We start from the raw sequence: 21968 nt of genomic DNA on the forward strand, positions 1-21968 counted from the left end.
AAACCATTTGCCTGTGGCTGAAAAACACACGGCTTCTTAAGGCAAATCAGATGCTTCCGACGGTTTTCAGCCTCGCCCTGGGGTGGATTTCGGCCTGCGACAGCACGGTGGTCTGGGCCCGGAACCGTTCCACCAGCGACCGCACGAAGGGTCGAATGGAAGCGGAGGTGACCAGCACCGGCGCCTCGCCCTCGCGGGCGGCGCGCTCGAAAGCCTCGCGCACGGCGGTCATGAATTCCGAAAGTTTCGAGGGCTGCATGGCAAGGCTCCGCTCCTCGCCCTGGCCGATGATGGATTCGGCAAAAGCCTGCTCCCATTTCGCCGACAGTGCGATCAGCGGCAGATAGCCGGCGTAGGAGGTGTTCTGCGCGCAAATCTGCCGCGCTAGGCGGGCGCGGACGTGCTCGACCATGGTCGCGGGGTTGCGCGAGAAGGCGAGGGAATCCGCAATGCCTTCGAGGATGGTCGAGAGGTCGCGGATCGAGATGCGCTCGGCGAGCAGCAGCTGCAGCACGCGCTGGATGCCGGAGACCGTGACCTGGCCCGGGACGATGTCCTTGACCAGCTCGCTCTGCTCCTTCGGCAGCTCCTTGAGCAGCTTCTGCACCTCGCCGTAGGACAACAGGTCCGACATGTTGGCCTTGAGCAGCTCGGTGAGATGGGTCGAGAGCACGGTCGCGGCGTCGACGACGGTGTAGCCCTTGAGCGAGGCCTCTTCCTTGAGGCTGGCATCGACCCAGGTTGCGGGCAGGCCGAAGGTCGGCTCGGTGGTGTGGATGCCGGGCACCTGCACCTGGCTGCCGCCGGGATCCATGACCATGAACTGGTTCGGCCAGATCTTGCCGGTGCCGGCGTCGACCTCCTTGATCTTGATGATGTAGGTGTTGGCCTCGAGCTGGACGTTGTCGAGGATGCGCACCGCCGGCATCACGAAGCCCATCTCGATCGCGAGCGAGCGGCGCAGCGCCTTGATCTGCTCGGTGAGGCGGTCGGTGCCGTCGGGGCCGTTGACCAGCGGCAGCAGGGCGTAGCCGAGCTCGATCTTGAGGTCGTCGATCTTGAGCGCGGCCGAGATCGGCTCTTCGGTCGCGGCAGCGCCTGGCGCACCCGGCGTTCCCGGCGCGGGCGCCGCATGAACGGCTGCTTCGGCCTTGGCCGCCACCCGATTGCGGTTGCGGGCGTTCCAGGCCAGCGCGCCGGCGCCGGCGCCGAGCGCGAGGAAGGGCAGGGTCGGAATGCCCGGCAGCGCCGCCAGCACCAGCATCACCGCCGAGGACATCGCCAGCGCCTGCGGATAGCCGGAGAACTGCTTCATGAGCGCCTTGTCGGCGGCGCCGGAGACGCCGGCCTTGGAGACGAGCAGGCCGGCCGCGGTCGAGACGATCAGCGCCGGCACCTGGGTGACAAGGCCGTCACCGACGGTCAGCAGCGTGTAGGTGCGCCCCGCGTCGGCGAAGGACATGCCCTGCTGCGCGACGCCGATGATGATGCCGCCGACGACGTTGATGAACACGACCAGGAGGCCGGCGATGGCGTCGCCCCGGACGAACTTGGAGGCGCCGTCCATGGCGCCGAAGAAGCCGCTCTCGTCCTCGAGCTCCTTGCGCCGCTCCTTGGCGACCTTCTCGTCGATCAGGCCGGCGCCGAGGTCGGCGTCGATCGCCATCTGCTTGCCGGGCATGGCGTCGAGGTGGAAGCGGGCGGCGACTTCGGCGATGCGGCCCGAGCCCTTGGTGATGACGACGAAATTGACGATGATCAGGATGGCGAAGACGATGATGCCGATGACGAAATTGCCGCCCATCACGAAGTTGCCGAAGGCCTCGATGACGTGACCGGCGGCGGCCGTGCCCTCGTGCCCGTGCGACAGGATCAGCCGGGTTGAGGCCATGTTGAGCGAGAGCCGCAGCATAGTCGAGATCAGGAGGACGGTCGGGAAGGCCGAGAACTCCAGCGGCGTCTGGATGAACAGCGACGTCATCAGGATCAGGATCGAGAGCGTGATCGAGATCGCCAGGAACACGTCCAGCACGATCGCGGGCAGCGGCAGGATCAGCACCACCAGGATGGTGAGAACGCCGAGCGCCAGCGCGATGTCGCCGCGCTTGAGGACGGTGACGATGTCATTGAGGGAAGGGATCGAGGGCCTTGCGCTGCCTACGCCCTGTCCTGCCGTGACGTCGACCATGGTAGCTGCCTCCCCGCGCGACTGCCGTCCGCGCGCCCCAAACGTCTGCGCGGCGGCCGACGGGCCGCCGTTCCGAAAGTGAGGCACCGCACTGGCGTCCACGGGAGCTCCCGTTCTACGCGGCTGACGACACTCGACTTCACCCGGCAATTTTTGCCCGGTGTATGGTTAGCAAAGCGTTAACGGAGGGGGTGGGAGGAGCTCAGACCGGCGTGTTTCGGGGGCGGGTTGTCATTCCGGGGCGATGCGGAGCATCGAGCCCGGAATCCATCGGGCCGCAGGTATGGTGGTGCAATGGATTCCGGGCTCGCGCCAAGAGGCGCGCCCCGGAATGACTGTCGCGGAAAAAGGCCCTACTTCGCCTTCTGCATCTTGGTCACCGTGTAGCCCGACGCCGCTTCCTCGGCCTCGAAGGTGATCTTGTCGCCGACCTTCACCTGCTTGAGCATGGCGGGATCCTTGACACGATAGACCATGGTCATGGGGTCCTCCATGCCGAGGCTCTTCGCAGGTCCGTGCCTGAGCGTGATCTTGCCGGCGCCCTCGTCGATCTTCTTCACCTCGCCGCTGATCGCGGCGCCCTCGGCGGCGAGGGTTGCAGTCGCAAGGCCGACGGTCAGCGCCAGCGCCGAAGCGATACGGATGATGCGGTTCATGTGGATCTCCTTTCGCGTTACTTCACGGTGACCTGGCCGACCATGCCGTACTCGCGATGGTCGGGAATGAGGCACGAATATTCGAAGGTGCCGCGCTTGCTGAACTTCCAGAGGATCTCGGTCGTCTTTTTTGGGGCAAGCCGCGCCGCATTGGGCTCGTCGTGCTCCATGTGCGGATGCTTCTTCATCTGATCCGCATGCGCGAGGTTCTCCTTGGTCGTGGCCAGCAGGAATTCGTGGTCCTCCTTGCCGACATTGCGCAGCACGAATCGGATCTGCTCGCCGCGCTTCACCTCGATTTTCGCGGGCGTGTAGTCCATCTCGTTCATCAGGATCTCGATGGTGCGCGCGGGCTTCTTGGGATCGCCGGGCTCGCCGGCTGAATAGTTTCCGTGCCCGTGCTTGTCGTGCGCAAAGGCTGGCGCGGTGGAAAGCGCAGCCAGCGCGAGGGCGAGCCTGATCGTGGTCTTCATCGTGGTCTCCGGTTGGTGGTTCATCGAAACGCTCACATCTTGTGCTTCATCGGCGGACTGCCGGATTTCTGCCGCGCTGGCTCCGGGGTGGGTGCGGCGACTTCGTAGGCGACAGTGCCTTTCGGGAATTTGTACGGACCGGGATCGCGGTAATCGTCGCGCGCGAGGTCCTCGCGGATCTTCATCACGGTGAACATGCCGCCCATCTCGATCGGCCCGAACTGGCCGGTGCCGGTCATCATCGGCAGCGTGTTGTCGGGAGCAGGCATCTCCATGTTGCCCATCGCCATGCCGGTCGAGCCCATGGCCATGCCGTCGGGCGCGAGCTTGCCGACGGCCTTGGCGAGGTCCTTGCGCGACACGCCGATCAGGTTGCGCACGTCGTGTCCCATCGAATTCATGGTGTGGTGCGACTTGTGGCAATGGAACGCCCAGTCGCCGGGATTGTCGGCGAGCACGTCGAACACCCTGATGGCGCCGACCGGGACGTCGGTGGTCGTCTCCGGGATCTGCGCGCTCTCTTGAATCCAGCCGCCATCGGTGCAGGTCACCGCAAAGCTGTGGCCATGCAAATGGATCGGATGGTTGGTCATGCTGAGATTGCCGATGCGCACGCGCACCTTGTCGCCGAGCCTGACCGGCAGCGGATCGATTCCAGGAAAGACCCGCGCGTTCCAGGTCCACATGTTGAAGTCCGTCATCTCATTGACGTGCGGCAGGTAGGTGCCGGGGTCGACGCGATAAGTGCTCATCACGAACACGAAGTCGCGGTCGACGGCGCGGAAACTCGGGTCACGCGGGTGCACGATGAACATGCCCATCATGCCCATCGCCATCTGCACCATCTCGTCGGAATGCGGGTGGTACATGAAGGTTCCGCTCTTCTTCATCTCGAACTCGTAGACGAAGGTCTTGCCCGGCTGGATGTGCGGCTGGGTCAATCCGCCGACGCCGTCCATGCCGCTCGGGATGATCATGCCGTGCCAGTGGACCGTGGTGTATTCGGGCAGTCTGTTGGTGACGAAGATGCGGACCTTGTCGCCCTCGACGGCCTCGATGGTCGGGCCCGGCGATTGCCCGTTGTAGCCCCACAAATTCACCTTCATTCCTTCCGCGAACTCGCGAACCACCGGCTCGGCGACGAGATGGAATTCCTTCCAGTCGCCGTTCATGCGGAACGGCAGCGACCAGCCGTTCAGCGTGACCACGGGGCGATAATCCGGGCCGCTGGTCGGATGCAGCGGCGGCTGCATCACCACCTTGTCCATGGTGGGGGCTTCCGGGATAGACGCGGCCTGGACGCGGCCTTGAATGGCCGATGCGCCGACAAGCGCGGCGGTGCCTAAAAATCCTCGGCGAGAAAACATCTTGGCCTCCGTCTTTAGTGGCCGCCGCCTTCGGCAGGAGCTGCCGCGGCAACGGTGGTTGGATTGTCGGCGCCGCCGGCGGGCAGACCGCCGCCGTTGACCGCGGTCTGCAGATCGGCCTGGGCGAGGAAGAATCTCTGCCTGGCGTCGATCGCGCCGCGCAGCGCCGCGAGGCGCTGCCGCGCTTCGGTGAGCAGCGCGAAGATGTCGACCTGCATGCTGGAGAAGCGCAGCTGCATCTCCTCGGTGATGATCTTTCGCAACGGGATGATCTCGCGCTGGTAGTGGCCGGCGATGTCGTAAGTGGAGCGGTAGACGCGATAGGCGTCGCGCGCCTCGGAGCGCACATTGACGGCCCGCTCGGTCAGGCGATTGAACGCGAGGTTGTAGGTCTCGGCGGCCTGGCGCACGCGCACCTCGCCGCCGTCGAAGATCGGAATCTGGAACTGCAGGTCGAAGCCGCGCTCGCGGAACGGCGGCCCTTCCGGATCCTGGGTGCGGCGGGAGATGCCGGCGATATCGAGCAGCGTCACAAAGCGCGTCGCCTCGGTGAGGTTCAGCGCCTTCGCCAGCGCGGCCAGCTCAAGCCGCGCGACCTGCAGGTCGAGGCGATGCGCGACCGCATCGGCCTCGATCGTGGGGAGGGCCAGCGGCCGGCGCGGCAGCGGCGGCAGTTGATTGGGCAGGCGGAAGTCGAGACCGTCGTCCCACAGCCCCATCAGGCGCGCCAGCCTTTCGCGCGCGCTTCCCGCTGCCTGTCGCGCGCTGGCGAGGTCGGCGGTGGTCTCGGCATAGAACACCTGCTCGCGGGCTTGGTCGAGCTTGTTGAGCGAGCCGGTCTCGCCGAGCTTGAGCGCGAGCTGTGCGGTCGATTCCGCCGTCGCCTTCGCGTCGGTCAGCAGCCCCACCATCTCGTTGGCGGCAACCGCACGGACATAGGCGCGGCGCACGTCCGAGGCGAGCCGCAGCGTCGCCAGCGCGGCGCGCAGCTGCGCTCCGCGGAAGCGTTCCCGAGCGATCTCGGACCGGAACGGCAGGGTGGCGAGCGCGAGGATGTCGCCGACCACTTGGCGTTCGATCTCGCTGGCGCCATTGCCGGTGATGCGAGAGACTGCGAACACCGGATTGGCCGGCAGGCTCTGCTCGACCAGCTCGGTCTCCGCCAGCGCCAGCTCGTTGTAGGCGGCCTGCAGTCCCTTGTTGTTGAGCAGTGCGATCTGCACGGCGGCGTCGACGCTGAGCGTGCGCGAGAGCAGCTGGCGGACGCGGGCATCGACCGCGGCGGCACCCTCGGCCGAGCGCACGAAGGCGACGTCCTTGTTGATGGCCTGGCTCGTCAGATCGGAGACCGCGCTCATGCCGCTGTCGGGCGAGAACGCGGCGCAGCCGGAAAGTCCGAGCGCGGCGAGCACGAGCAGGCCTCGCGCAAAATGCTGTGACATGGCGCGCTCCTACCGCTCTTGCTTCGGCTGCGGCGTCACCGCCTCGTTGCGGCCACGCCAGGGTGCCGGGGTCGCAGGCCGCAGGCTGGTATAGGGCGCGATGGTCGAGCGATAGCCGATTGGGGCCACCTTCGCCGCCGGATCTGCGGGATCCGCGCTGGCCATGTGCGTCGTTGTCGGCACGCAGCCGGACAGCGTCGGCCCGGCAAAGGCCAGCAGCAGCCAAGTGAAACGTGAGTGTCGATCACCCACCGCGGATGCGGCAGATTTCGCCCCGGAAAGCGCAACCATGTCTTAATTCCTGATCTGGAGACCACAGGTTCGCGCGCGCAAAAGCGCGCATCGAAACCGACGCCGTCATGTCAGATCAGGCGATGGGGGGACGGTAGTGCTGGGGCGGCGCCGCGCTGTGCAGGCTGGGCACGATCTCGGGCGCACAGGTCGACATCGGCCGGAGCGGCGTGGCGACGCTGGGCAGATCGGCCGGCAGCGCGCTGACGCACATCATCGCACAGCAGGGGCCCGCTGTTCCCTTGCCGTCGTGATGCTTCGGAGCAGGTGCGTCCTTCGCAGCGGTCTCCGAAGGGGTTCCCGCGTGCTCGTGCGGAATATCGCCAGGGTTCGCTGCCATATCATGGCTCGCAGCCATATGGTGATGCGCCGGAACGAGGTCAGCCTGGGCATCGTCGCCGAGGCAGGGCGCAGCACTGCCCCAGGCGAGGCTTGCGGCCGGCGCGAGCACGCAGAACAGATAGGCGAGGGCGATGATCCGCCCCACCCTGATCCGCATCGATCGCGTCAATCGCATCAACATTCCGCTGATAGGCTCCTCGCGCGGCAATGTTGCACACGCTTGTTGCAAACTAATGGCAAAAGACGCATTCGCCAAGAGCTTATTACCGCAGCGCACCGCGCATGCCCAATATCGCGGCAAGATGGTTGACCATGCGGCGGTCCGCGAACATGGTCCTGCCGTGCACGCGCCAAATCATCCAGGGCAAACACCTGACGCCTTCACCCCTGACTCCCGTCAGGCCTGGGTGCGGCTCGTCATTGCGCTCCTGATCGGCTCGATCGGGGCCGTCGGCATGTGGGCAGTCGTGGTCGTGATTCCGATCGTGCAGGTCGAGTTCGCTGCCACGCGCGGCGCAGTGTCGCTGGCTTTCACCCTCATGATGTTCGGGTTCGGGCTTGGCGGCGTGATCGCCGGCAAGATCACCGACCGATTCGGCATCGTTCCGGCGATGGCGATCAGCATCGCCTTCCTCGGCGTTGCCAACGTGCTCGCGGGCCTGTCGGGCCAGCTGTGGCAGTTCGTGGCGGCTTATTTCTTCATCGGGCTCGGCACCTCCGCCACCTTCGCGCCGCTGATGGCCGAAGCCTCGCACTGGTTCGAGCGCTATCGCGGTCTTGCCGTGACCATCGTCGCCAGCGGCAATTATGTCGCCGGCGCGATGTGGCCGCCGATCGTGAGCTGGGGCGCGCAGGAGATCGGCTGGCGCTACACCCATATCGGCATCGGCATCGTCTGCGCCGGCCTGATGACGGTGCTGGTGCTGATCCTGCGCGCGCAGATGGGGCGCGACACGGTCCACGATCATGCCAACGCGCCGCCGCCGCGGGTCGATCTCAGGCTGTCGACGAATACGCTGACCGTGTTGCTCTCGATCGCCAGCATCTCCTGCTGCGTGGCGATGGCGATGCCGCAGGTGCACATCGTCGCCTATTGCGGCGATCTCGGTTATGGCGTCGCTCGCGGCGCCGAGATGCTGTCCCTGATGATGGGCTGCGGCATCGTCAGCCGGATCGGCTCGGGCTACCTCGCCGACAAGATCGGCGGCATCTATACGCTGCTGGTGGGATCGCTGGCGCAGGGCTTTGCGCTGGTGTTCTATCTGTTCTTCGACAGCCTGACCTCGCTTTATCTGATCTCCGCGATGTTCGGCCTGTTCCAGGGCGGCATCGTGCCGAGCTACGCCATCATCGTGCGCGAGGCGATGCCGGCGAGCGAGGCCGCGACCCGCGTCGGCATCGTGATCTTTGCCTCCGTGTTCGGCATGTCCTTCGGCGGCTGGGTGTCCGGCGTGATCTTCGACGCCACCGGCTCGTATGCGGCGGCATTCGCCAACGGCGTCGCCTGGAATGCGCTGAACATCGGCATCGTCGTGCTGCTCTTGATCCGCGCGCGGATGGGCTCGGTCAAGACCGGCCCGGGTTTTGCCACTTAAGGTTTGAGCATGGACTTTTCGGAACACCGCTACACACTTTGCGCTAACGCGGCCCTCCGGGTCCGGATCATGCTTTAAACCGCCTGTCCCGCCTTCAGCAGCGAGCAGCCGGTGATCTTGTAGCTGCCGTCGCCCTGCTGCTCGAGCGTGTAGAGCGCCTCCCAGGCCTCGCCATTGGCATCGACGATATGAACGCGCTGGGCGATCCAGCCCCCATCGCTCTTGCTCTCGCCGAATTCGAAGCTCTTGTGACGATAGACCGGCGCGTAGCCGTTCTGCACCATGGACATGAAGATGTCGGGCGCGGGAAAGATCTCCTTGATCGCCGGCGCCGCATAGGAATAAGCCGCCGCAGCATCGTCGCGAACGAAGGCCTGCTCCTGGGCGCGGATGATGCTCTGGGCAGCCGCGACATCGCCGGCAAACGCTGAATGATGACAGGCAACAATGATGAGAGCGACCAGCAAGGCTGCGATGCGCATGACAGGCTCCGCGTTGAATACCCGGCGAAGGCGATCCTAGCACATCTGTGCCGCCAGGGCGTGTACTCAGATATCACGCGCTGGGTTTGAACGCTCCAGATGCCGACTCATCCGGGACAGCGGCGCAACAGTAGGCAGCTGCGACATGTTCTCCTAAGGCAGGAACGGCTCCGCGATGGCCGAGTTAAGCCGGCAAAACCACCTTACCAAGGAGCAAAGTCATGGCCCGTGCAACAGCACATCCGGATCATCACTGCATCTCAAGCGAGGACATTGAGGGAACCGAGGTCTATGGAGCAGATGGGACGAATATCGGCGAGATTGATCACCTCATCATCGACAAGGTGTCAGGCCGCGTGGCTTATGCGGTCATGAGCTTTGGTGGATTTGTGGGCTTGGGTCACAGCCACTACCCGATTCCCTGGGGCGCTCTGAAATATGACACGTCGCTTGACGGTTTCCGAACCAATATCACCGAGCAACAACTGAGGGATGCGCCTGAGTTCAGCGATGACTCCTGGGAAGATCGAGACTGGGAAACGCGAACTCACCGGTATTATGGAACGCCAACCTACTGGGAAGGGCGAGGTGGCCTATAACGCCAGCGGCGCGTCAGGACAGCTGAACTGACGGCGGCACAAACATCAGAGGTCGTGCAAGTCGCCGATCGGCCAGAAGCTGATTCTGCGTCGCGTTGAAATGGCGCTACCCTGTTTAGTGCGGATGGCGAGATCATACTGCGCCATAGTTGGCGTTTTGATCGAAGGGATGTTCGAAAGCACGGGCCGAGAGCTACGGTGTCAACTCCCTCAAGATGTGATCGCGGTGCGCGAGGTGCCGCGCCAGTGTCAGCCGAAATGTTTCGCCGATAGCGCGAGCCAAGCTCGTGTCGTGCCCCGAAAGCTCAAGGTCCGCAATTCGAACCTCCTGCTCGGAAAGGTGTCGGTCGGCCAGTGAAATGTGCTCTTCGGCTTCCGCCAGATGGCGAAGCGCCATGGCGCGATCCATTTGTCGCTCCCATGCATAGATGCAGGCGGGAGCACGATTGGTCTCTCAGCCACCGACGCCTACGGCACGGCCTTGGCCGGTGATGACAGGCAAGTTATCTCAGCAAACTCGGCGCAGCAATCCTTTGAAGTTGCTCTAATCAGAGCGGTTACGGATCTGCGATAGGTCGGTTCGCGCTTCAGCAAGTCCTGCTGCACGGCCATGGCTCGCCATTGCCGGGCGGCTTCGCGCAGGCTATGGGCCACCACGTTGTCGCGCGTTAGGTCAGCAAGCTTTTCGCATCCATCGGCTCGCTCTAGCATCTGGTCTGGCCAGCATTGTCTAATCCGGTTTTCCGATGAGGCCGATATGCCTGCCACGGCCCGGAAGTGCATTCAGGTGTGTTAATGAAGCCTTTACGTTCTTGGAAACGGCTCGCGGCTTGAACGCTGCGCCACCCTGGTCAACTTTGTTTCGTCCTCATTCGGAAACGGCTCTTGAGTCTTACGGCCTAGAAACGTATCCGGCCTTGGACAGCGTTGAAGCACCTCGGTCGCCTCCGCCACGACCTCGCGGGCACGTTGAAGCGCCAGACGATCCTGTCTGAGCGAATTGGTGAGCCGGGGCAAATTGAGAACTGGCGCCATGCCTGAACCTGCCATGTCGCAAGTCGAAGCGATGTATCAAATGATCCTTTAAATTGGATTAGGTGACAACAGTTCCATGTTTAGCGAAGTCCGCTCGGGGTCAGCGGCTCCCATCGGCAAGCTCCAGCCTAGCGCTTTCGCTTCGTCGCAGGCTTTGTCGTCATCGACGAGCGGGCCTTGCTGGGCGGCCGCACGCGCAAGCCGTCGACGAACACGTCGAGCAGGCGCAGCGCGGTCGCCTGCCAGCCGGGCTGGTCGTGCACGTAGCACATGCCGAAGAAGGCGCGCAGCAGATCCTCCGGGCTGATGTCGGCGCGCATCTCGCCGGCTGCGACCGCCCGGTCCAGCAGCGAGCCGATCGCCTTGGTCAGACGCTCGAAGGAGAAGGCATGCAGCTCCGACCCGCTCTGCACTGCGAGCGCCAGCGCTGCCATCATCCCCTTCTTTGTCGCAACAAACTCGACCCCTGAGCGCAGCCAGCGCCGCAGCGCCTCGACCGGATCCTTGGCATTCTTCAACTGCTCGGCCAGCTCGCTGAGCTGCTCGACCTCGCGGCGGTACACCGCCTCGAACAAGGCCTCGCGCGTCGGGAAATGCCGATACAGCGTGCCGATGCCGACCCCGGCGCGCTTGGCCACCGCTTCCAGGCTCGCCTCCGAACCGCCCGCGCTGAACACCAGCTTTGCCGCTTCGAGCACGCGCTCGCGATTGCGCACGGCATCGGCGCGGGGTTTGCGGGTCTGGTCGGTGTGGTCGTCCATGGCGCGCAATGTAGATCACGAATTGGTTAGATTGAACCCTCGCCGGACCCGCGCAGGGCTGCATCGCGTTGGTGACGCACGCGCTTTTGACGAATTCCAGATTTTTCCGCGCCGCCCTTGTTAAGCGGAGGCTGCCTCCGTATCTTCCGATCAAGCGTCGGACGCATCGTGTTCGGACGGCGCTATTCGACAGCGGCCACGGCGGTGGCGCGCTGCGCGATGACTCATGTCCAAATCTGATCGGAGCCTTGTATGAACCACTCCATCAGCCTCACCGTGAACGGTGCGCGGCGCGATTTCGTCCTCGACGATCCGCGCGTCACGCTGCTCGATCTCCTGCGTGAGCGCCTTCATCTGACCGGAACCAAGAAGGGGTGCGACCGCGGCCAATGCGGCGCCTGCACCATCCTGGTCGACGGCAAGCGCATCAATTCCTGCCTCGCGCTCGCCATTAGCCATGACGGGGCCGACATCCTCACCATCGAAGGCCTCGCGCGCGGCGACCAGCTCCATCCCGTGCAGGCCGCCTTCATCGCACATGACGGCTTTCAATGCGGCTTCTGCACGCCGGGCCAGATCATGAGCGCGATCGGCATGATCAGAGAAGGCCAGGCCGGCAACGATCCCGAGCGCGTCCGCGAATGCATGAGCGGCAATCTGTGCCGCTGCGGCGCTTACGTCGGCATCGTCGATGCCGTGCTGGAAGCGCAAGGACAAATGGACGAAACCAATCAGAGGCGTTCCGCATGAAACCGTTCGATTATGTCAGGCCGGCCACGGTCACTGAAGCCGTTGCGGCGGCGGCCCAGCCCGGCGCGGTCTACCTCGCAGCCGGCACCAACCTGCTCGACCTGATGAAGGGTGGCATCAGCCGTCCGGACCGGCTGGTCGACGTCACGCGTCTCGATGGGCTCGATCAGATCGAGACTCTCGCGGACGGGTCTTTGCGCATCGGCGCGCTGGTGCGCAATGCCGACCTCGCGCATGATGCGGAGTTCGCGCGGTCCTATCCCGCAGTGGCCGAAGCGCTGCTCTCGGGAGCGTCGGCTCAATTGCGCAATGCCGCCACCGTCGGCGGCAATTTGTTGCAACGGACGCGTTGCGCGTATTTCTACGACACTGCCAGCCGCTGCAACAAGCAGGCGCCGGGCTCCGGCTGCGACGCGCGCGACGGCGACAACCGCAGCCATGCCGTGCTCGGCTGGAGCGAGAGCTGCATCGCCACACACCCCTCGGATTTCTGCGTGCCGCTGGTCGCGCTCGATGCCATCGTCGAGATCGAGGGCAGGGGCGGCCGGCGCGAGGTCGCGCTCGACGAGCTGCACCGCCTGCCCGGCGATGCGCCCGAGCGCGAGTCGGTGCTCGAGCCCGGCGATCTCATCGTCGCGGTGCGCCTGCCGCCTGCCGCACGCGGCTTTGCCGCGCATGCGCGTTACCTCAAGGTGCGCGAGCGCACCTCCTATGCCTTTGCCGTCGTCTCGGCCGCGGCTGCGCTGCGGATCGAGAACGGCAGAATCGCACAGGCGCGGCTCGCGCTCGGCGGCGTCGCCGCAAAGCCCTGGCGCGCCCGTGCAGCGGAAGACGTCCTCAAGGGCGTCGCGCCGACGGCGGACGCGTTCCAGGAGGCCGCCCGGCGTGCGCTCGAGAGCGCAAAACCGTCCGGCGACAACGCCTTCAAGATCGAGCTCGCGCGCCGCATCGTCGTGCGCGCGCTGACCTTGGCCGCTGCCGGCACGCCTGTGCGGATCCCCGCGCTGCCGGCCTCTCCCTTCGCCTCGACCTCCGGAGCCGTCCATGTCTGAGCTCAATTTGACCAGTGCGCCCGCACATCTCAGGCACGGCTCGAATATCGGCCAGCCGCTGACCCGCCGTGACGGCATCCTCAAGGTGACGGGGCAGGCAAGCTATGCCGCGGACAATCATCCGCCCGGCATGCTGTTTGCCGTGATGGCCGTCTCGAGCATTGCGCGGGGCCGTGTGGTCTCGCTCGATGTCGCTGCCGCAAAACGCCATCCCGGCGTCATCGATGTCATGACGCCCGATCACAAGCCAGAGCTCGCGATCGACCCCGACCTCAAGACCAATCCGTTCGTGTTCCGGATGGAGGTGTTGCAGAGCAACGATATCCGCTACGCCAATCAGGCGATTGCGGTCGTGATCGCCGAAACGCTGGAGGCCGCGACGGAAGGCGCGGCGCAGCTGGCGCCGCGTTACGAGGTGCAGCCTGCGCTCGTCGGCCTCGATGCCGGCGAGAGCTTCGTGCCGCCGGTCGTCGGCGTCGGCAATCCCACGGAAAGCCATCGCGGCGATGTCGAAGCGGGCCTCGCCGCGGCCGACAAGCAGATCGACGCGACCTACGAGACGCCGCCGCAATATCATAACGCGATGGAGCCGCATGCGATCGTGGCGCGCTGGGAGGGTGACAAGCTCTTCCTCGACACGCCGAGCCAGGCCATGGTGATGGCTCGAGCCCGCGTTGCCGAGCTGTTTGGCCTCGCGCCGGAGAAGATTCACATCCGCAGCCCGTTCCTCGGCGGCGGCTTCGGCTCGAAGGGCTTCCTGACCGGACCGCAGATCCTCGGCGTGATGGCCGCGAAGCTGGTCGGCAGGCCGGTCAAGCTGGTGCTGCGCCGCGAGCAGATGTATGGCCCGGTCGGCCACCGTGCGCCGACGCGCCAGCGCCTGCGCCTCGGCGCCGACGGCGAGGGACGCCTGACTGCGCTCGATCATCACGCGCGAACCGTGTCGAGCACCTTCGACGATTTCTACGAGCCCGCCGCCGATGCCTCGCACACGCTCTACGCGGCGCCCGCGATCCGCACCTCGCACGATGCCGTGCGCGTCAACACCGGCACGCCGTTGTTCATGCGCGCGCCGGGCGAGGCGACCGGCTCGATCGCGCTCGAGAGCGCGATCGACGAGATGGCCTGGGCCTGCGGCATGGATCCGCTCGCTTTCCGCCTGAAGAACTACGCCGAGGTCGAACCGATGACGGGGCGGCCGTTCTCCTCCAAGGCGCTGCGCGCCTGCTACGAGCAGGGCGCGGCGCGCTTCGGCTGGGCCAAGCGTCCGCTGCAGCCGCGGCAGATGCGCGACGATGCCGGCCTTCTGGTCGGCTGGGGCATGGGTACGGCGACCTTCCCGGCGCTGATGTTCCAGGCCGAGGCGCGCGCGGCGATCCGCCGCGACGGCTCCGGCGTGATGGAGATCGGCGCGCATGACATGGGGCAGGGCGCCTGGACGGCGCTGGCGCAGATCGCGGCCGATTCCGTCGGTCTCGACATCGACCGCCTAGACTTCAGGTCCGGCACGTCCGACCTGCCCGATGCCGGCATCGCCGGCGGCTCGGCGCACACGGCAACCGCAGGCGCTGCGATCCACAGCGCCGGTGCCGCCGTGATCGGAAAGCTCGCCGATCTCGCCACCAGCGACGAGCGCTCGCCGCTGTTCGGCGCCGGCAATGCCGGCGTGATCGCGCGCGACGGCAGGCTGATCCGCCGCGACGATGAGAGCCGCAGCGAGAGCTATGCCGAGATTCTGGCGCGCGCGGGCGTTGCCGAAGTGGAGGCGCGCGGCACCGGCGCGCCGAACCCTGCGGCGATGGAGCAATATGCGATGCATGCCCATGGCGCGGTGTTCGCCGAGGTGAAGGTCGATCCCGAGCTCGGCCAGGTTCGCCTCACCCGCATGATCGGCGCCTTCGCCGCCGGGCGCATCGTCAATCCGCGCATGGTGCAGAGCCAGCTGTTCGGCGGCATGATCTGGGGCATGTCCTTCGCGCTGCACGAGGCGGCAATCACAGACCGGCGCAGCGGACGGATCATGAATGCCAATCTCGGCGAGTACCACATCCCCGTGAACGCCGACGTGCCGCCGCTCGACGTCATCACGGTCGAGGAGCACGATCCGCACGTGAATGCGCTCGGCATCAAGGGTGTCGGCGAGATCGGCATCACCGGCAGCGCCGGCGCGGTCGCCAACGCGGTCTGGCACGCCACCGGCGTGCGCGTCCGCGACTTTCCGATCCGGATCGAGGAACTGCTGACGTAGCTCTAGCTCTTCCGAAACAGGCGGCCCCGGAGTGCCTAGGAGTCCGGGGCCATAACCTCAGCACCTTTGCGCGAGGCTGCTCGGCTACGGCTCCCAACATATCAAGCTGCGGTTCGCGGAAATTGCGGTGGCTCAATATCCGCTAGATCCTCGGCTCCGTACGATTGCGGAGGGACCGTCAGAACGTCGGCGGCGTGCAGGCCGAGATCACCTCGCACGGTTTGCCGCCGACGCAGCGGAAGCGATGCGGGCGGCGGCTCTCGAAATAATAGGCATCGCCGGGATTGAGGATGCGGCGCTCGTCCTCGACGGTGACCTCGAGCTTGCCCGAAATCACGATGCCGCCTTCCTCGCCGTCATGGACGAGATGCACGCGCCCGGTGTCGCTGCCGGGCTCGTAGCGCTCCTTCAGGATCTGCAGGCTGCGGCCGAACAGATTGTCGCCGACCTGCCGGTATGAGATCGGCTTCTTGCCGACTTCGGTGAGCTCCTCGGCGCGGTAGAAGATCTTGCGCCTGGACTCCGGCTCCAGCGCGAAGAACTCGGCGAGCCCCATCGGGATGCCGTCGAGGATGCGCTTGAGCGCGCCGACCGAAGGGTTCATCTGGTTGGATTCGATCAGCGAGATCGTCGAATTGGTGACGCCGGCGCGCTTGGCCAGCTCGCGCTGCGACAGCTTGTGGCGCGCCCGGATGAATCGCAGCCGTCCACCGATGTCGACGCTCATGTTCTGGTCCTTGCCCTGGGTCCCGTGTTGCAGGTGTTGCGGATCGCGCAAATATGGACCGGCAGCCCCAGTTAAATCAATGGCTTGCAGGTCACCAGAAAAGGACTTGTTGCGCCATCCAAGCCATGGCTCAGCTATGGGGTCAGCACAGGAGCGCGGCCGTGACCCTTCATCAGATTCCGAACACCATCAAGACCGATTCGTACTGGATGCCGTTCACGGCCAATCGGCAGTTCAAGAAGTCGCCGCGCCTGTTCTCCTCGGCCGAGGGCATGTACTACACCAGCGTCGATGGCCGCCAGGTGATCGACGGCTCCGCCGGGCTCTGGTGCGTCAATGCCGGCCACGGCCGCAAGCAGATCGCCGCCGCCGTCGAGCGCCAGCTGATGACGCTGGACTTCGCGCCGTCGTTCCAGATGGGCCATCCGCTGGCATTCGACTTCGCCGAGCGTCTCGCCGAGATCGCCCCAAAGGGCCTCGACCGCGTCTTCTTCACCAATTCCGGCTCCGAGTCGGTCGACACCGCGCTGAAGATCGCGCTGGCCTATCACCGCGCCAACGGCCAGGCCAGCCGCACCCGCCTGATCGGTCGCGAGCGCGGCTATCACGGCGTCGGCTTCGGCGGCACCTCGGTCGGCGGCATGGTCGCCAACCGCCGCGCCTTCACCACCCTGCTGCCAGGCGTCGACCACATCCGCCACACCCATGATCTCACCCGCAACGCCTTCGCCAAGGACCTGCCCGAGCACGGCGCCGAGCTCGCCGACGATCTCGAGCGTCTGGTCGCCCTGCACGGCGCGGAAACGATCGCCGCCGTCATCGTCGAGCCGGTGCCGGGCTCGACCGCGGTGTTGCCGCCGCCGAAGGGATATCTGCAGCGCCTGCGCGAGATTTGCGACAAGCACGGCATCCTCCTGATCTTCGACGAGGTCATCACCGGCTTCGGCCGCCTCGGCACGCCGTTCGCCGCCAACTTCTTTGGCGTCACGCCGGATCTGATGACCACGGCCAAGGGCATCACCAACGGCACCGTGCCCTGCGGCGCCGTGTTCGCGAGCCGCAAGGTGCACGACGGCATGATGACCGGCCCGGAGAACCAGATCGAGCTGTTCCACGGCTACACCTATTCGGCGCATCCGGTCGCCTGCGCCGCGGGCATCGCGACGCTCGACATCTACAAGGACGAAGGCCTGCTCACGCGCGGCGCCTCGCTCGCCGAATACTGGCGCGATGCGCTGCATTCGCTCAAAGGCCTGCCGAACGTCGTCGACATCCGCAATTGCGGCCTGATGGGCGCGGTCGAGCTCGCACCGCGGAACGGCGTGGTCGGCGCGCGCGGCTACGACATGCTGGTCGAATGCTTCAACAACGGCCTCTATCTTCGCACCGGTGGCGATTCCGTCGCGATGTCGCCCCCGCTCATCGTCGAGAAGAGCCACATCGACCAGATGATCTCGATCCTCGGCGACGCCATCAAGAAGGTGGCCTGATAATTGCTCTCGCCGCTAGCGAGTTGTGTCCTTGCAGCGGCGAGCGCCGCGGGAGTTTGACGAAGCGTGAAAGTTCTGATCCTCGGCAGCGGTGTCATCGGTGTCACCTCTGCCTACTACCTCGCGCGTGCCGGCCATGAGGTGACGGTCGTCGACCGCCAGCCGGAGCCGGCACTGGAGACCTCCTTCGCCAATGCCGGCGAGGTGTCGCCCGGCTATTCCTCGCCCTGGGCCGGCCCCGGCGTGCCGGTCAAGGCGATCAAGTGGCTGTTGATGAAGCACGGCCCGCTGGTGATCCGGCCGAAGCTCGATCCGGTCATGTGGGTCTGGCTGCTCAAGATGCTGCGCAACTGCACCAGCGCGCGCTACGCGGTCAACAAGAGCCGGATGATTCCGATCGCGGAATACAGCCGCGATGCCTTGCGTGATCTGCGCCGCGACATCGGCATCCAGTATGACGAGCGCTCGCAGGGCACGCTGCAGCTGTTTCGCTACCAGGCCCAGCTCGACGGCACGGCCGAAGACATCGCCGTGCTCAAGCAATATGGCGTTCCCTTCGAGGTGCTGAGCCGGGAGGGCTGCATCGCGGTCGAGCCGGCGCTCGGCGGTGTGAAGGAGAAGTTCGTCGGCGGGCTGCGCCTGCCGCAGGACGAGACCGGCGACTGCCACATGTTCACGCAGGCGCTGGCGAGGCACGCCCAGGCGCTCGGCGTGCGCTTCCTGTTCAACACCTCGATCGACCGTATCGTCACCGATGGCGCGCGCGTCAGCGGTGTCGCCACCAGCGCCGGCCTGCTGCAGGCGGACGCTTACGTGCTCGCGCTCGGCAGCTGGTCGTCGCGGCTCCTGGCGCCGCTCGGTATTTCGCTGCCGGTCTATCCGGTGAAGGGCTATTCGATCACGGTGCCGATCAAGGACGCCTCCGGCGCGCCGGAATCCACCGTGATGGACGAGAGCTACAAGGTCGCGATCACCCGCCTCGGCAATCGCATCCGCGTCGGCGGCACCGCCGAAATCTCCGGCTATTCGGACAAGCTCTACGACGCACGCCGCGCCACGCTCGATCATTCGCTGACCGACCTGTTCCCGCGCGGCGGCGACCTGTCCAAGGCGACGTTCTGGAGCGGCCTGCGCCCGATGACGCCGGACGGCCCGCCCGTGATCGGCCGGACCCACTACGCCAACCTCCACCTCAACACCGGCCACGGCACGCTCGGCTGGACCATGTCGTGCGGCTCGGGCCGCGTGCTCGCCGACATGCTGTCGGGGAAGAAGCCGGACATCGACGTCAGTGCGCTATCGGTGGAGCGGTACAAGCACCGGTTTGGCTAAGGCTCTGTCCCTCGTCATTGCGAGGAGCCCTTGCGACGAAGCAATCCAGGCTTTCTCCGCGGTGAGACTCTGGATTGCTTCGCTGCGCTCGCAATGACGGGGATGGAGTTGTGTTCGCGGTTTGATAACAGAGCTACCCCGCCCCCGTGACGCAATTCACCCACAGCACCACGGCCTTCGCATCCTGCGCCGGATTGGAAAACCGGTGCGGCCTGCGGCTCGCGAAGCGAAAACTGTCGCCCGTCTTCAGCGACCACGTCTTACTGTCTACCGTCAGCATCATCTCGCCTTCGAGCACGAGCCCGGCCTCTTCGCCGTCGTGGGTGTAGAGCTCATCGCCGGTGGAGCCGCCCGCCTCCAGATGCACCAGAAACAGATTGAGCTTGTTGTCGCTGCTCGCGGGGCTCAGCAATTGCTTCGACACGCCGGTGCGCCACAGTTTCAATTCCGGCCGCTGCAGCCCGCGCGTTACCACCTGATCCGATGCGCCGTCGGCGCTCGGGCTCGCGCCGAACAGCGCGGCGATGCCGACGCCGAGCACGTCGGCGAGCGTCGCCAGCACCCGCAGCGACGGCGACGACAGCCCGCGCTCGATCTGGCTGAGGAAGCCGATCGACAGCTCCGTGCGCGCGGCGACCGTCTCCAGCGAGAACTGCCTGACTCGCCTGAGATCCCGGATGCGGCGGCCGACCGCAACGTCCATCGCCGGCTCGGCCGGCTTGGCAGCGGCTTTGGCTTTTACCTTGGCCGGCCTGTTCCTGGCCGGCTTTGCGGCGGCCGGATTGCGCATTCTTTTGCCACCGCTCACGTCAAACCGCTTCCTTCATGTGCATGAAAACCGCTTGCATCACCCGCGAAAGTGTGACCAAATTTTCATATTGGTGAAAATAGGCCGAAACGGGCCGGCCCGCAACGTTTGATCGCGACATGCGCGCGCCGCCGCCGGCCAGGCCCAAAAGGGGGATGCGATGAAGCGTTTTGTTCAGGCCGCAGTTGCGGCGCTCGCCATTGCCACAGCGGTGCCGGCAGCGGCGCAACAGGCTCTGAAGGTCGGCTCGACGCCGACGGGCATTCCCTTCACCTTCCTCGACACCAAGACCAACACCATCCAGGGCATCATGGTCGATCTCATCACCGAGGTCGGCAAGGATGCCGGCTTCAACGTGCAGATCGAGCCGATGGCGTTCTCGGCGCTGATCCCCTCGCTGACTTCGAGCAAGATCGACATCATTGCGGCAGCGATGTTCATCACGCCGCCGCGCAAGGAGGTCATCGACTTCTCCGACCCGATCTACAGCTACGGCGAGGGCCTCGTGGTGCCGAAGACCGACACCAAGGCTTACGCCACGCAGGAGGACCTGAAGGGCCAGACGGTGGGGGCGCAAGTCGGCACCGCCTTCGTCGACGCGCTGAAGAAGACCGGCCTGTTCTCCGAAGTGAAGGCTTACGACACCATCCCGGACATCCTGCGCGACGTGAACACCGGCCGCCTCAAGGCCGGCTACGCCGACTATCCGATCCTCGCCTACAATCTGAAGCAGGGCGGCTTCCCCGAGGTGCGCCTGGTCGACGGCTACAAGCCCGTCACGGTCGGCTCGGTCGGCATCGGCGTGCGCAAGGGCGAGAGCGCGCTGCTCGGCAAGATCAACACCTCGCTGGCGAAGCTGAAAGCCAACGGCACCATCGACAAGATCCTCGATAAATGGGGCCTGAAAGCACAAGGTTGATCGATAGAAGCTGATCGAAGGCTGCCCGATGAAAGGCTTCTGGCGCGACGCCGTCGAGTTCTTCCCGATCCTGCTGAACGGCGTCGCGCTGACGATCATCGTCACGATCGGCTCGCTGTTGCTGTCGACGGTGCTCGGCCTGGTCTGGGCGATGATGCGGGTCTCCGGCATCAAAGCGCTGTCGATGCTCAGCGCCAGCCTGATCAACGTGATCCGCGGCATCCCGATCATCGTGCTGTTGTTCTACCTCTACTTCGTGATGCCCGATCTCGGCGTTACGCTCAGCGCGTTGCAGGCCGCGATCCTCGGGCTCGGCATCGCCTATTCGGCCTACCAGGCCGAAAACTTCCGCGCCGGCATCGAGGCGATCGACAAGGGGCAGATCGAGGCGGCGCAGTCGATCGGCATGGGCTGGTGGCTCACCATGCGCCGCGTGGTGCTGCCGCAGGCCGTGCGCATCGTGCTGCCGCCCTACGGCAACGTCATGATCATGATGCTGAAGGATTCCTCGCAAGCCTCGACCATCACGGTCGCCGAGCTCGCGCTGCAGGGCAAGCTGATCGCGTCCTCGACGTTCAAGAACACCAGCGTGTTCACGCTGGTCGCCCTGATGTACCTCACCATGAGCATTCCGCTGATCCTCTTGGTCCGTCACTTCGAGAAGCGGGCCGGCAAGCGATGATCGAGCTGAGCGACGTCCACAAGAGCTTTGGCAAGGTCGAGGTGCTCAAGGGCATCACGGCGAGCGTCGAGAAGGGTGAGGTGGTCTGCATCATCGGCCCCTCCGGCTCCGGCAAGTCGACCATCCTGCGCTGTATCAACGGCCTCGAAAGCTACGACCGCGGCGAGATCAGCGTCGAAGGCTTGAGGGTCGATCGCGACGCGCCCTCGATCGTGAACATCCGCACCCAGGTCTCGATGGTGTTCCAGCGCTTCAACCTGTTCCCGCATCGGACAGCGCTGGAGAACGTGATCGAGGGGCCGCTCTTCGTGAAGAAGGAGCCGCGCGCCCAGGTACTCGAGCGCGGCCGCGCGCTGCTCGCTCAGGTCGGGCTTGCGGAAAAGGCCGATGCGCATCCGCCGCAGCTCTCCGGCGGGCAGCAGCAGCGCGTCGCCATCGCGCGGGCGCTCGCCATGCAGCCCAAGGCGATCCTGTTCGACGAGCCGACCTCGGCGCTCGACCCCGAGCTGGTCGGCGACGTCCTCGGCGTCATGCGCAAGCTCGCCGACGACGGCATGACCATGGTCGTCGTCACCCACGAGATGGGCTTTGCGCGCGACGTCGCCGATCGTGTTCTGTTCATCGATGGCGGCGTCATCGTCGAGCAGGGGCCGGCGAAATCGGTGCTCAATCAACCGCAGCACGCGCGGACGCAGGACTTCCTGCGCCGCGTGCTGCATCCGCTCTGAG

22 protein-coding genes are annotated in these 21968 nt (G+C 65.5%); 10 read left to right on the plus strand and 12 right to left on the minus strand.

The window, feature by feature from the left end:
• Window positions 1-46: 46 nt before the first annotated feature.
• From flhA to I6F16_RS22490, 7 genes are all read right to left on the minus strand, one after another.
• Window positions 47-2188, minus strand: a complete 2142-nt coding sequence (gene flhA / locus I6F16_RS22460) for a flagellar biosynthesis protein FlhA (protein WP_036036007.1) — start codon at window positions 2186-2188, stop codon at window positions 47-49.
• Between the two features lie 353 nt (window positions 2189-2541).
• On the minus strand, window positions 2542-2844 hold the full coding sequence (locus I6F16_RS22465; protein WP_036011848.1) for a copper-binding protein: 303 nt from the start codon (window positions 2842-2844) through the stop codon (window positions 2542-2544).
• A 17-nt stretch (window positions 2845-2861) separates the two neighbouring features.
• Entirely contained in the window at window positions 2862-3317 is a 456-nt protein-coding gene (locus tag I6F16_RS22470) for a cupredoxin family protein (RefSeq protein ID WP_036011860.1), read from the minus strand.
• A 32-nt stretch (window positions 3318-3349) separates the two neighbouring features.
• Window positions 3350-4684, minus strand: a complete 1335-nt coding sequence (locus tag I6F16_RS22475) for a copper oxidase (RefSeq protein ID WP_036011845.1) — start codon at window positions 4682-4684, stop codon at window positions 3350-3352.
• 14 nt (window positions 4685-4698) lie between these two features.
• Window positions 4699-6126: a TolC family protein gene (locus I6F16_RS22480; protein WP_036011842.1), complete on the minus strand. Its 1428-nt coding sequence runs from the start codon at window positions 6124-6126 to the stop codon at window positions 4699-4701.
• A gap of 9 nt (window positions 6127-6135) precedes the next feature.
• Entirely contained in the window at window positions 6136-6417 is a 282-nt protein-coding gene (locus I6F16_RS22485; protein ID WP_225113998.1) for a hypothetical protein, read from the minus strand.
• Window positions 6418-6493: 76 nt separating this feature from the next.
• Window positions 6494-6940 carry a hypothetical protein gene (locus I6F16_RS22490; RefSeq protein WP_225113999.1) on the minus strand — a complete coding sequence of 149 codons (447 nt, stop codon included), beginning with the start codon at window positions 6938-6940 and terminating at the stop codon, window positions 6494-6496.
• Between the two features lie 121 nt (window positions 6941-7061).
• Here I6F16_RS22490 and I6F16_RS22495 point away from each other — a divergent pair, with 121 nt between their 5' ends.
• Window positions 7062-8354, plus strand: coding sequence for an MFS transporter (locus tag I6F16_RS22495; RefSeq protein ID WP_225114057.1), 1293 nt, complete (start codon window positions 7062-7064; stop codon window positions 8352-8354).
• A gap of 74 nt (window positions 8355-8428) precedes the next feature.
• Here the strand turns inward: I6F16_RS22495 and I6F16_RS22500 are convergent, their stop codons facing one another.
• Window positions 8429-8836, minus strand: coding sequence for a DUF4864 domain-containing protein (locus tag I6F16_RS22500; RefSeq protein ID WP_225114000.1), 408 nt, complete (start codon window positions 8834-8836; stop codon window positions 8429-8431).
• Between the two features lie 221 nt (window positions 8837-9057).
• On the opposite strand from I6F16_RS22500, the gene I6F16_RS22505 reads away from it, so the two are divergent.
• Window positions 9058-9435, plus strand: coding sequence for a PRC-barrel domain-containing protein (locus tag I6F16_RS22505; protein ID WP_074448090.1), 378 nt, complete (start codon window positions 9058-9060; stop codon window positions 9433-9435).
• Between the two features lie 193 nt (window positions 9436-9628).
• On the opposite strand, the gene I6F16_RS22510 is transcribed toward I6F16_RS22505, so the two are convergent.
• Both I6F16_RS22510 and I6F16_RS22515 read right to left on the minus strand, forming a co-directional pair.
• Window positions 9629-9844: a hypothetical protein gene (locus tag I6F16_RS22510; RefSeq protein ID WP_225114001.1), complete on the minus strand. Its 216-nt coding sequence runs from the start codon at window positions 9842-9844 to the stop codon at window positions 9629-9631.
• A gap of 754 nt (window positions 9845-10598) precedes the next feature.
• Window positions 10599-11231, minus strand: a complete 633-nt coding sequence (locus I6F16_RS22515) for a TetR/AcrR family transcriptional regulator (RefSeq protein WP_109145194.1) — start codon at window positions 11229-11231, stop codon at window positions 10599-10601.
• Between the two features lie 252 nt (window positions 11232-11483).
• Between I6F16_RS22515 and I6F16_RS22520 the strand changes: the two genes are divergently transcribed.
• Genes I6F16_RS22520 through I6F16_RS22530 form a run of 3 tightly spaced genes read left to right on the plus strand, consistent with a single transcriptional unit; the run spans window position 11484 to window position 15281 of the window.
• Window positions 11484-11981 (plus strand): (2Fe-2S)-binding protein, encoded by a 498-nt coding sequence (locus I6F16_RS22520; protein WP_036026794.1) that lies wholly within the window; start codon window positions 11484-11486, stop codon window positions 11979-11981.
• The gene (locus I6F16_RS22525) at window positions 11978-13033 is read left to right on the plus strand and encodes a xanthine dehydrogenase family protein subunit M (protein ID WP_036026792.1); all 1056 of its coding nucleotides are present in this window, start codon (window positions 11978-11980) and stop codon (window positions 13031-13033) included. Before I6F16_RS22520 ends, I6F16_RS22525 begins: the two co-directional genes overlap by 4 nt.
• Window positions 13026-15281 (plus strand): xanthine dehydrogenase family protein molybdopterin-binding subunit, encoded by a 2256-nt coding sequence (locus tag I6F16_RS22530; protein ID WP_074448091.1) that lies wholly within the window; start codon window positions 13026-13028, stop codon window positions 15279-15281. Before I6F16_RS22525 ends, I6F16_RS22530 begins: the two co-directional genes overlap by 8 nt.
• 178 nt (window positions 15282-15459) lie before the next feature.
• On the opposite strand, the gene I6F16_RS22535 is transcribed toward I6F16_RS22530, so the two are convergent.
• Window positions 15460-16008 (minus strand): cupin domain-containing protein, encoded by a 549-nt coding sequence (locus tag I6F16_RS22535; RefSeq protein WP_018646206.1) that lies wholly within the window; start codon window positions 16006-16008, stop codon window positions 15460-15462.
• Between the two features lie 161 nt (window positions 16009-16169).
• Here I6F16_RS22535 and I6F16_RS22540 point away from each other — a divergent pair, with 161 nt between their 5' ends.
• On the plus strand, window positions 16170-17498 hold the full coding sequence (locus I6F16_RS22540; RefSeq protein WP_225114002.1) for an aspartate aminotransferase family protein: 1329 nt from the start codon (window positions 16170-16172) through the stop codon (window positions 17496-17498).
• A 66-nt stretch (window positions 17499-17564) separates the two neighbouring features.
• Window positions 17565-18830 carry a D-amino acid dehydrogenase gene (locus I6F16_RS22545; protein WP_225114003.1) on the plus strand — a complete coding sequence of 422 codons (1266 nt, stop codon included), beginning with the start codon at window positions 17565-17567 and terminating at the stop codon, window positions 18828-18830.
• Window positions 18831-18963: 133 nt separating this feature from the next.
• On the opposite strand, the gene I6F16_RS22550 is transcribed toward I6F16_RS22545, so the two are convergent.
• Window positions 18964-19620 carry an XRE family transcriptional regulator gene (locus I6F16_RS22550; RefSeq protein ID WP_225114004.1) on the minus strand — a complete coding sequence of 219 codons (657 nt, stop codon included), beginning with the start codon at window positions 19618-19620 and terminating at the stop codon, window positions 18964-18966.
• A 178-nt stretch (window positions 19621-19798) separates the two neighbouring features.
• On the opposite strand from I6F16_RS22550, the gene I6F16_RS22555 reads away from it, so the two are divergent.
• The 3 genes from I6F16_RS22555 to I6F16_RS22565 are packed head-to-tail and all read left to right on the plus strand — an operon-like array spanning window position 19799 to window position 21967.
• Entirely contained in the window at window positions 19799-20557 is a 759-nt protein-coding gene (locus tag I6F16_RS22555; protein ID WP_225114005.1) for an ABC transporter substrate-binding protein, read from the plus strand.
• A 28-nt stretch (window positions 20558-20585) separates the two neighbouring features.
• Window positions 20586-21239 carry an amino acid ABC transporter permease gene (locus tag I6F16_RS22560; protein ID WP_024341720.1) on the plus strand — a complete coding sequence of 218 codons (654 nt, stop codon included), beginning with the start codon at window positions 20586-20588 and terminating at the stop codon, window positions 21237-21239.
• Window positions 21236-21967 carry an amino acid ABC transporter ATP-binding protein gene (locus tag I6F16_RS22565; protein WP_036011798.1) on the plus strand — a complete coding sequence of 244 codons (732 nt, stop codon included), beginning with the start codon at window positions 21236-21238 and terminating at the stop codon, window positions 21965-21967. Before I6F16_RS22560 ends, I6F16_RS22565 begins: the two co-directional genes overlap by 4 nt.
• The last annotated feature ends 1 nt before the right edge of the window (window position 21968 follow it).

Source organism: Bradyrhizobium sp. IC4060 (genome assembly GCF_020193715.1).
Lineage (GTDB): Bacteria > Pseudomonadota > Alphaproteobacteria > Rhizobiales > Xanthobacteraceae > Bradyrhizobium > Bradyrhizobium yuanmingense.